The sequence below is a fragment of the Burkholderia sp. BCC1999 genome (assembly GCF_905339975.1).
Taxonomy (GTDB): domain Bacteria; phylum Pseudomonadota; class Gammaproteobacteria; order Burkholderiales; family Burkholderiaceae; genus Burkholderia.
In genome coordinates, this window is the sequence record NZ_CAJPHP010000018.1 from 148,887 (window position 1) to 158,209 (window position 9,323).

At 70.5% G+C, this 9,323-nt stretch carries 7 protein-coding genes; 3 read left to right on the top strand and 4 right to left on the bottom strand.

Going from position 1 to position 9,323, the window contains the following annotated elements:
- Window positions 1–104: 104 nt before the first annotated feature.
- The 4 genes from U5809_RS24990 to U5809_RS25005 form a co-directional block, all read right to left on the bottom strand.
- Window positions 105–1,160, bottom strand: a complete 1,056-nt coding sequence (locus U5809_RS24990; RefSeq protein WP_282504977.1) for a 3-keto-5-aminohexanoate cleavage protein — start codon at window positions 1,158–1,160, stop codon at window positions 105–107.
- Between the two features lie 120 nt (window positions 1,161–1,280).
- Window positions 1,281–2,129, bottom strand: a complete 849-nt coding sequence (locus U5809_RS24995) for a TauD/TfdA dioxygenase family protein (RefSeq protein ID WP_322088484.1) — start codon at window positions 2,127–2,129, stop codon at window positions 1,281–1,283.
- A gap of 10 nt (window positions 2,130–2,139) precedes the next feature.
- Entirely contained in the window at window positions 2,140–3,120 is a 981-nt protein-coding gene (locus U5809_RS25000; protein ID WP_021159633.1) for a quinone oxidoreductase family protein, read from the bottom strand.
- Between the two features lie 18 nt (window positions 3,121–3,138).
- Window positions 3,139–4,086: a universal stress protein gene (locus tag U5809_RS25005; RefSeq protein WP_322088485.1), complete on the bottom strand. Its 948-nt coding sequence runs from the start codon at window positions 4,084–4,086 to the stop codon at window positions 3,139–3,141.
- A 243-nt stretch (window positions 4,087–4,329) separates the two neighbouring features.
- On the opposite strand from U5809_RS25005, the gene U5809_RS25010 reads away from it, so the two are divergent.
- From U5809_RS25010 to U5809_RS25020, 3 genes are all read left to right on the top strand, one after another.
- Window positions 4,330–7,023 carry a LuxR C-terminal-related transcriptional regulator gene (locus U5809_RS25010; protein ID WP_322088486.1) on the top strand — a complete coding sequence of 898 codons (2,694 nt, stop codon included), beginning with the start codon at window positions 4,330–4,332 and terminating at the stop codon, window positions 7,021–7,023.
- Between the two features lie 227 nt (window positions 7,024–7,250).
- Window positions 7,251–8,375: a porin gene (locus U5809_RS25015; RefSeq protein WP_322088487.1), complete on the top strand. Its 1,125-nt coding sequence runs from the start codon at window positions 7,251–7,253 to the stop codon at window positions 8,373–8,375.
- Between the two features lie 177 nt (window positions 8,376–8,552).
- Entirely contained in the window at window positions 8,553–9,257 is a 705-nt protein-coding gene (locus tag U5809_RS25020) for a glutathione S-transferase N-terminal domain-containing protein (RefSeq protein ID WP_322088488.1), read from the top strand.
- The last annotated feature ends 66 nt before the right edge of the window (window positions 9,258–9,323 follow it).

Sequence of the window (9,323 nt, forward strand, 5' to 3'; positions counted from 1 at the left end):
CCGTCGACCGGAGTCCGCCCTGCACCATGCGCAGGGGTGGGTGCCGCGCCACAACGATCGGCAGGCGGCTGCCGCGCTGGCGAGCCGCCCGGATGCGCAGCGCGTCAGGCCGCGCGCAGCGGCACGCTCACCTGGCCCGGCCGGCGGTTCGGCGCCATCCCGAGCTGCGCGAGCGTCTCGTCGATGCCGTCGTACTGCACGCCGATCCGGTAGATCGCCTTGGCTTCCTTGCCGGTCGCGATGTCGCGGCCGAGTTCGCGTGCGATCCGCGCGCACTGCTCGACCTGCTGCACCGACGTCATCCGGTTGCCCTTCTGGTCGATGATGGTGTCCTCGATCCCGCAGCGCGGATGCAGGCCCAGCGCCATCGCGACCGTGTTGATCGGCAGCACGTTCTTCATCAGCGATTCGAGCGTGATGCACGCACCGTCCGGACAGCGCCGCACGAATTCCATGAAGTTGTACGGATTGGGACCGTCGAAGCCGCCGCCGATGCCGACCCACGTGACGTTCAGCGGGCCGCGATAGACGCCGCGCCGGATGATCCGCTCGAGCGTTTCGAGCGCATGCATGCCGGTCAGCTGGAAATGCGGCTGGATGCCGGCCGCCTGCAGCCGGCGCAGGTGTTCGTCGACCCAGCCGGGGCCGGCCGGCACCGTCATCTCGCGGTACGCGTCCCACAGCGCGGCTTCGTTCAGCGACGTGCCGGCGATGTCCTTGCGGTTCATCAGCTCGGTGATGTTCATCTGCACGGTGTTGATCGCGACCGTCACCTGGTCGGGCTTCGGCGTCAGCTCGGCGAGCATGTGGCGCGTGTCGTCGGACAGCCATTTCGCTTCCGCGCCGTCCCCTTCCGGCGCGAACGAGATCGAGCCGCCGACCTGCAGGATCATGTCGGGCACCGCCTCGCGCAGCCGGCCGAGCAGTTCGTTGAATTTGGACAGTCGCTTGCTGCCCTTGCCGTCGAGTTCGCGCACATGCAGGTGCAGCACCGTCGCGCCTGCGTTGTAGCAGTCGACGGCCTTCTGCACGTGCTCGTCCATCGTCACCGGAATGTCTTCCGGAAAATCGGCGGGCATCCATTCCGGGCCATACGGCGCGACCGTGATGACCACCTTGTCCTGGTTTTCCGGGTGCAGCGAATCGTCGAGAAATTGCATGTCGTCCTCCAGTGGAAATCGTTCTAGTGCAGGCGTACGGGCGTGCGTATCCCGCCGTGCCGGGCGGCGAGCCCGGCGCGTCGTATGTAGGGTTGCGAGTCGGTTAAGGTGCGGGCGCGCTCAGAACGGCACGTCGCCGACGATGCCCGCGCGCTCCATCCTGCGCACGCACGGCGGGTAGTCCATCACCGCGTAATGCTGCGTGCTGCGGTTGTCCCAGATCGCGACGCTGTTCTTCTTCCAGCGCCAGCGCACCTGGTATTCGGGGATATAGGCCTGGCTGATCAGGTACTGCAGCAACTGGCCGGCGCCGGGGTTCGCATCCTGGCCGAAGCGCACGCGGCCGGGCGTGTGGAAATTCGTGAAATGCGTCGCGAACGCGTTCACGTACAGCACCTTCTCGCCGGTTTCCGGATGCGTGCGCACGACCGGATGCTCGGCGTCCGGGTACTGCGCCCTCAACGCGAGGCGGCGGTCGATCGGCATCGCCGCGCCGAAGCTCGCCTCGATGCTGTGGCGCGCGCGCAAGTCGGCGATCTGCTGCTTCACGTGGTCCGGCAGGTTCTCGTATGCGAGCACCATGTTCGCCCACATCGTGTCGCCGCCAACCGGCGGACCCTCGATGCAGCGCAGCACGCAGCCGAATGGCGGCGCCACGCGCCAGCTCGCATCGCTGTGCCACGCGTTCTCGTAGCGGTCGTTCGGCTGGTCGGGCGACTTGTAGATCCGCACGAGCCCCGGGTGCTCGGGATCGCTGCCGGCGACCGGATGATCCTCGAGCTCGCCGAAGCGCCGCGCGAACGCAACGTGCTCGGCGCGCGTGATGTCCTGATCGCGCAGGAACAGCACGCGATGCCGCAGCAACTGCGCGCGGAGCTCGGCGAACAGGCCGTCGTCGTGCACGGCGTCGGCGAGGCTCACATCCAGCAGTTCCGCGCCGATCGCGCAGGTCAGGGGTTCGACTCGCATGCGCGTCTCCTCAGACGATGAACACCGACGAACCGGTCGTCTTGCGCGATTCGAGATCGCGGTGTGCTTGCGCGGCATCCTGCAGCGCATAGCGCTGGTTGATCTCGATCCTGATGCGGCCGGCCGCGACGTGCGCGAACAGTTCGCCGGCGAGGTCGTTCTTCTCGGCCGGATCGGCGATGTAGTCGGCCAGCGCCGGGCGCGTCAGGTACAGCGAGCCCTTCATCGCGAGGCGCTGCGGATCGAACGGCGGGATCGGGCCCGACGCGGTGCCGACGCACACCATCAGCCCGCGCCGCTTCAGCGAATCGAGCGAGCCTTCGAAAGTGTCCTTGCCGACGCTGTCGAACACGACGTCGACGCCCGCGCCGTCCGTCAGTTCGCGCACGCGCTTCGCGACGTCCTCGCGGCTGTAGTCGATCGTATGGTCGCAGCCGTGGGCACGGGCGATCGCGGCCTTGTGCTCGCTCGACACGGTGCCGATCACCGTGAGCCCGAGCAGCTTCGCCCATTGCGACACGATCAGCCCGACGCCGCCGGCGGCCGCATGCAGCAGGATCGTGTCGCCCGGCGCGAACGCGTGGATGCGACGCAGCAGGTAGGCCGACGTGAGTCCGCGCATCGTCATCGCGGCGGCCGTTTCGCACGAGATGCCGGCCGGCAGCCGGACGAGCGGCGCGGCCGGGATCAGCCGCTCGGTGCTGTACGCGCCGAGCGTGTTCAGGAAGCCCGTGTAGGTCACGCGATCGCCGACGGCGACGTTCGTCACGCCGGGGCCGACTGCGTCGACCACGCCGGCCGCCTCGACGCCGATGCCGGCCGGCAGCGGCACCGGATACAGGCCGCTGCGGAAATACGTGTCGGCGAAATTCAGTCCGACGGCCTCGTGCCGCAGGCGCACCTGGCCAGCGCCCGGATCGCCGACGTCGACTGCTTCCCAGCGCAGCACGTCGGGGCCGCCGGTTTCGTGAAATCGCACTGCATGTGCCATCGTGTTCTCCGTATGTTGTCAGTCCGATGCGCGTCGCGCATCGTCGGGTTCATTCATGCCGGGCGGCGGCGCGGTTGCGCGGTCCGCCGGCGGTTCGTCCAGGTCGCTCCAGTCGGCGTCGCCCAGGTAGCGCCGCGCGGCGGGAAAAATCACGCCTTCCATCCGCCCCATCTGCTCGAACGCGCCGTGCGCATAGCGCGCGAGCGCCGCATCGAATGCGGCCGACGGCAGCCCGTCCGCGGCGATCCGGCCGAGCGCGTCGAGCGCCTGCGCATCGCGTTGCCGCTGGCGGTCGAGTTCGTCCAGCTCGGCCGCGACGCACTCCGCGCGGACACGTAATACCGCGAAGAGCCGCGCTTCGGCGTCCGTGCCGAAACGCGCGTTCTGCAGCGCGGCGAGCGAGGCCAGCGCACGCTGCGCGTCGACTGCTTGCCGCTGCGGCCCGCTCGTGGCTGCGCCGGACGCCATCAGCGCCTGCAGCAGCACGCCGACCATGCGATGCGCGTCGAGACAACGCGCCATCACGCGCGCCTCGGCGGGCGTCCGGTGCGACGTGCAGACGAGCACCGGCACGCCGCTCGTCGCGAGCAACTGCTGTCGCTGCGCACAGGCCGCCGCATCGGCATCGGGCGGCAGCGCCGCGACGCCGATCAGGTCGCAGCCGAGCGTGCCGGCAAGCGCGCCGGGCGATGCGTCGCCGCTTTCCGGATGGCCGGCCGCCGGATCGCCGGCCGCCGGATGGCCGGCCCCCGCGATCGCATGGGACAGGCCCTGCGCCCGGGCGGCGGCTTCCACTTTCGCACCGTGTTCCGGCAGCCGCGCTCCGGATAAACGCGAGTCCGGCGCGGTGCCGGGCAGCACGAACGTGACGCGTGCGCCGACCGCGCGCGCCAGTTCGAGCGCATGGCCGATCGCGTCGATGCCGCCGGGCACGCCGTCGACCATCACGAGCAGATGGCGGTACATCGTGCCGCTCCGCTTATCCGGCGGTCGGCGCGTTGCGCCGCGTGCCGGTCGATACGATCTTCATGGGTGGGCTCCTCGTGGTGTTCGTCATGCATTGGAACCCATGCTATCGACGCGTTGCGGGGGCGGCCCCACTCGTCGCGGGGGGGATTGACGGGCGAACGCGGTTCGACCGATCCTTCCCCCCACGCCCACCCCGGACGCTGGCCTGCACGGCCGGCGCCGGACTCCGACAGCAGCCCGATGGCCCACCCACCCGATCGCGCCGACGCGCCCCCCACCGAACTGGTCCTGAAGACGACCGCGCCGCGTGTGCCGGCGCAGTTGCTCGCCCGCGCGCGGCTGAGCCTCGCCGCGCCTGCATTCGACGGCCGGCCGGTCACGCTCGTGCAGGCGCCGGCCGGGTACGGCAAGACGTCGCTGCTCGCGCAGTGGCGCCGCGAGGCCCTTGCACTCGGCCGCGCGGTCGTGTGGCTGTCGGCCGACGAGCGCGACGACACACCGCGGCTGCTGCAGGGGCTCGTCCAGGCGGTGCGCACCGGTTGCGCGCGGCCCGGCTTCGGGCGGCTGGTCCCGGGCGGTGCGGCACGCGCGCTGGACGGCCTGACCGCGTGGCTCGCCGAAGTCGCCCAACTGTCGATCGACGCGCTGCTGATCGTCGACGACGCCGAGCGGCTGCCGGCCGCTGGCCTCGAGGCGCTGACCTACGTGCTGCACAACGCGCCGCAGAACCTGCATGTCGTCGTCGCCGCGCGGCGCGGGCTCGATCACGCGGCCGGCGACCTGCTCGCCGGCGGCCAATGCACGCTCGCGGGCCCCGACTGGCTGCGCTTCACGCTCGACGAGACGATCGCGCTGGTTGGCGCACGCTTTGCGCAACGGGTGGACGCCGACGCGTGCGCACGGCTGTTCGAGCGTGTCGACGGCTGGCCGCTCGGGCTGCAGCTCGCGATGGCCGCGATGGCGCGCTCGGCCGACCCGCGCCAGGCGGTCGATGCGCTCGCCGCACGGATGGACGGCACGCGCGACCGGCTCGTCGAGCTGCTGCTCGCGAACCAGTCGGCGGAAGACACCGCGTTCCTGACGCGCACGAGCGTCGCCGATCGCCTGCATCCGTCGCTGTGCGCGGCGCTGCTCGACGATGCGCACGCGCCCGACCGGCTCGCGCGGCTCGCGCGCGACACGCCGCTGTTCATTGCCTCGGACGATTCGGACTGGTGCCGTCTGCATCCGCTCGTGCGCGACACGCTGCGCGACCGCCTGGCCACCCGCGCCGACGCCGAGCGCAGCACGCTGCATGCGCGCGCGGCGGCATGGCTCGATGCCCACGGGATGACCGAGGAAGCCGCGCGCCACGCGTACGCGGCCGGCCAGTTCGAGACCGCGTACGCGCTCGCGCAGCGCTGCCTCGAGGATGCGATCAAGCAGGGCCGCATCAACGACGTGCTCGACTGGCTGGCCCTGCTGCCCGACGCGGAGCTCGACAAGCGCCCGACGCTGCGGATTGCGGTTGCGTGGGCGCTGGCGCTCGGCGAGCGCCATGTCGAGGCGCGGCGCCAGATCGCGGGCATCCTCGCGGATAACGGCACACCGGCCGCGATGCGCTACGAATGCGCGCTGATCCTGAGCGCGGCCGCGTATTACGCCGACGAAATCGATCGCTTCGTCGAGCTGTTCGAGCCGTGGGCCGACTTCACGCCGCCGGCAGCGACGTGGCTCGCGCAGATGCACGCGAACCGGCTGTCGGCGCGCGCGATCATCGTTGGCGAACCGGCGCAGGCACGCCGGTTCCAGCAGGCCGCGCCGCGCGGTGAAACGGCGGCCGGGTTCGGCTACGTCGCGCGCTGGGGCGAGCTGATCACGGGCCTGAGCTACCTGCGCGAAGGCCAGATCCGGCTCGCGGACGATGTGCTGGCGCCGGCGCTGGCGCGCGCGGAAGCCGATCTCGGGCGACGCCATCCGCTGACCTGCATGCTCGCGGCGATGTGCGCGGCGATCGCGTACGAGGCCGACCGCGTCGACCAGGCCGCCGCGTTGCTCGCGAACCGGCTCGACGTGCTCGAACACGCCGGCACGCCCGACACCGTGCTGCTCGGCTATCGCACGGCCGCGCGCATCGCGTTGCTGCGCGGTGTCGAGCACCGCGCGATCGACCTGCTCGAAGCGCTCGATGCGATGGGTGTCGCGCGCCGGCTGCCGCGCCTGTCGGTCGCGAGCCTCGCCGAACAGGTGCGCATTCACGCGGCGCGCTATCGCGAGGCGACCTGCCATGCGCTCGTCGAACGGATCGACGCGATCGCCGCGGCCGAGTTTCCGGCGCACGGGCCGCTGTGGCGCCGCCCCGTCGTGCTGCTGCAGGCGACCGCGCACGCGGGCGCGGCGCTCGCCGCGCGCCGCTGGGACGATGCAAGCGCGGCGCTCGACGAAGCGGCCGTGCTGGCGCGTGAAATGAGCATGGGGCGCGAGCGCATCGAGATCATGGCGCTCAGCGCGTTCGCGCTCGAACAGTCGGGGCGCGGCGGCCGCGCGCTCCTCGACGAGGCGATGAATCTCGCCGACATGTTCGGGCTCACCCGCACGCTCGCCGACGCGCATCCGGCCGTCGCCGACTGGGCGCGTCGCGTCGGCGACGAGGCGGCCGCCGGCGCCGGCCCCGCGCGGCACGCGCTGCCGCAGCCGCGCATCGTGCCGCCCGCGCCGCGCGGCGTGGCGAGCCCGCGCGCGGTGCCGAGCGTCGTGCTGACGCCGAAGGAGCGCGCGATCCTCGAGCTGCTCGCGCGCAACCTGTCGAACAAGGAGATCGCGGTCGCACTCGCCGTCGGCGAGGAAACCGTGAAATGGCACCTGAAGAACCTGTTCGGCAAGCTCGACGCCAGCTCGCGCAAGCATGCGGTGCGCCGTGCGCTGGTGCTCGGGCTGCTCGAAAGCGCGCCCTGACGCGCGTTTGAGCCGGCCTCCCGCGGCAGCGTAGCTGCCCTCCCTCCTTCGATTCTCCGCAACCCTGCCCCCCGCGCATGGGGGGGAGCGGCCACGCGCCGTTGCGTAGTCTTTCCGCATGGCTCGCACCGGCGCTCCATGTCGCGCCTGCCCGCCTGCCTTGATGTTTCCCCGCTTTACCGGGGCGGGCTCGAACCCGTTCCGGCCACGACAACCCCGGAGACTCCATGAAGACGAAACTGGCCGCGCTCGCGGCGCTTGCCGGCTGTTCGGCCCTCGCGCACGCGCAATCCTCCGTCACGCTCTACGGCGTGATCGACTCGGGCCTGCTGTACCAGAGCACGTCGGCCGCGTCGTTCAGCCCGAGCGCGCCGAATACCGGCAAGGTGTTCCGCATGAAGGACGGCGGCATCTATTCGAGCTTCTGGGGCATTCGCGGCAGCGAGGACATCGGCGGCGGCTACAAGGTCAATTTCAAGCTGCAGGGTTCGTTCGACAGCGGCACCGGCAAATTGCAACTGAGCGACACGCCGGGCGCCGTCGCGATCTTCAACCAGGTCGCGTCGCTCGGCGTGTCGGGCCCGTTCGGTGCGTTCACGGCCGGCCGCCAGATCGTGCCGATGATCTACGCGATGGCCGACACCGACGTGCGCAACGCGCAGTTCTTCGGCAGCGTGCTGACCGCCTGGCTCGGCCTGAACACCGCGGCCGGCTGGCCGGGCACGAGCACCAACGGCGCGATCGGCGCGCTGTACGACAGCAACGCGCTCGTCTACCAGTCGCCGACGTTCGCGGGCGCGTCGATCGCGCTCGAATACGCGCCGGGCGGCGTCGCCGGGCAGTTCCAGGGCGGCACGCGCGAATCCGTCGTGCTCAGGTATGCGAACTACGGGTTGAACGCGTCGGCCGTCTACTACAACGGGCACGACACGAATCCGGCGCCGGGCGTCGCGCCGACCGGCGTCGACAACAACCGCTTCTTTTACGTCGGCGCGAAGTACACGATCCACGACTTTTCGGTGTCGGCGTCGTACGGCAACGGCAGGAATCCGTCGCACGCGGACAAGGTGAACCTCGACATGCTGTCGGCCGGCGTCGGCTATCGCTTCACGCCCGCGTTGCAGGTCACGTCCGCCGTGTACTACCTGAAGGACCGCAACCGCTCGGAAAACCGCTCGACGGCGGTCGTGCTTGCAGCCGACTACAGCCTGTCGAAGCGGACGATGGTCTATGCGCAGGTCGGCCGCGTGAACAACCGCGGCACGATGGACCAGATGCTCGTGTACGGGCAGCCGGTCGCGCCCGGCGTCGGCACGACGGCCGCGATGATCGGGCTGCGGCACAACTTCTGACGGCTTCGGGCTGCTTCAGGCGGGATGGCGCGGGACGAGCGGGCCGACGCCTGCATCGATTCCGGGGATCGGCTACAGTGGGCGTTTTCGGCGCGCTCCGGCCCGCCGCCGCACCGCGGTCCATCCGCGTGGCAGCGCGGCGGAGCGCGGATCCTTCACTTCGACGAGCGAACCTTCATGCCCGACCTGTCCGCCTTCCCGATCACGCACAAGTGGCCGGCCCAGCATCCCGACCGTCTCCAGCTCTACTCGCTGCCGACGCCGAACGGCGTCAAGGTGTCGATCATGCTCGAGGAAACCGGCCTGCCGTACGAGCCGCACCTCGTGCGCTTCGACACGAACGACCAGTTGTCGCCCGAATTCCTGTCGCTGAACCCGAACAACAAGATCCCGGCGATCATTGATCCGAACGGCCCCGACGGCAAGCCGCTGCCGCTGTTCGAATCGGGCGCGATCCTGCTCTATCTCGCGGACAAGACCGGCCAGCTGATCCCGAAGGATCTCGCGGGCCGCTACGAGACGATCCAGTGGGTGATGTTTCAGATGGGCGGCATCGGGCCGATGTTCGGCCAGGTCGGGTTCTTCCACAAGTTCGCCGGCCGCGACTACGAGGACAAGCGCCCGCGCGACCGCTACGTCGACGAGTCCAAGCGCCTGCTCGCCGTGCTCGACGCCCATCTCGCGAACCGCCAGTGGGTGATGGGCGATACCTATACGATCGCCGACATCGCGATCTTCCCGTGGGTGCGCAACCTCGTCGGCTTCTACGAAGCGGGCGACCTGGTCGGTTTCAGCGAATTCCGGAACGTCAAGCGCGCGCTCGACGCGTTCGTCGCACGTCCGGCCGTCGCGCGCGGGCTCAACATCCCGGCACGCGGCTGAGCGGCCACGCCGCGGCGCGGGCTCGCGCGTCTGCTCAAGCCCGCCGCATTGCGCGGCGGGCATTTT

Excerpts from the sequence above, each read along its gene's own strand:
- U5809_RS25000 (WP_021159633.1), bottom strand. The coding sequence starts at position 3,120 with ATGGCACATGCAGTGCGATTTCACGAAACCGGCGGCCCCGACGTGCTG.
- U5809_RS24990 (WP_282504977.1), bottom strand. The coding sequence starts at position 1,160 with ATGCAATTTCTCGACGATTCGCTGCACCCGGAAAACCAGGACAAGGTG.
- U5809_RS25020 (WP_322088488.1), top strand. The coding sequence starts at position 8,553 with ATGCCCGACCTGTCCGCCTTCCCGATCACGCACAAGTGGCCGGCCCAG.
- U5809_RS25010 (WP_322088486.1), top strand. The coding sequence starts at position 4,330 with ATGGCCCACCCACCCGATCGCGCCGACGCGCCCCCCACCGAACTGGTC.
- U5809_RS25015 (WP_322088487.1), top strand. The coding sequence starts at position 7,251 with ATGAAGACGAAACTGGCCGCGCTCGCGGCGCTTGCCGGCTGTTCGGCC.
- U5809_RS25005 (WP_322088485.1), bottom strand. The coding sequence starts at position 4,086 with ATGTACCGCCATCTGCTCGTGATGGTCGACGGCGTGCCCGGCGGCATC.
- U5809_RS24995 (WP_322088484.1), bottom strand. The coding sequence starts at position 2,129 with ATGCGAGTCGAACCCCTGACCTGCGCGATCGGCGCGGAACTGCTGGAT.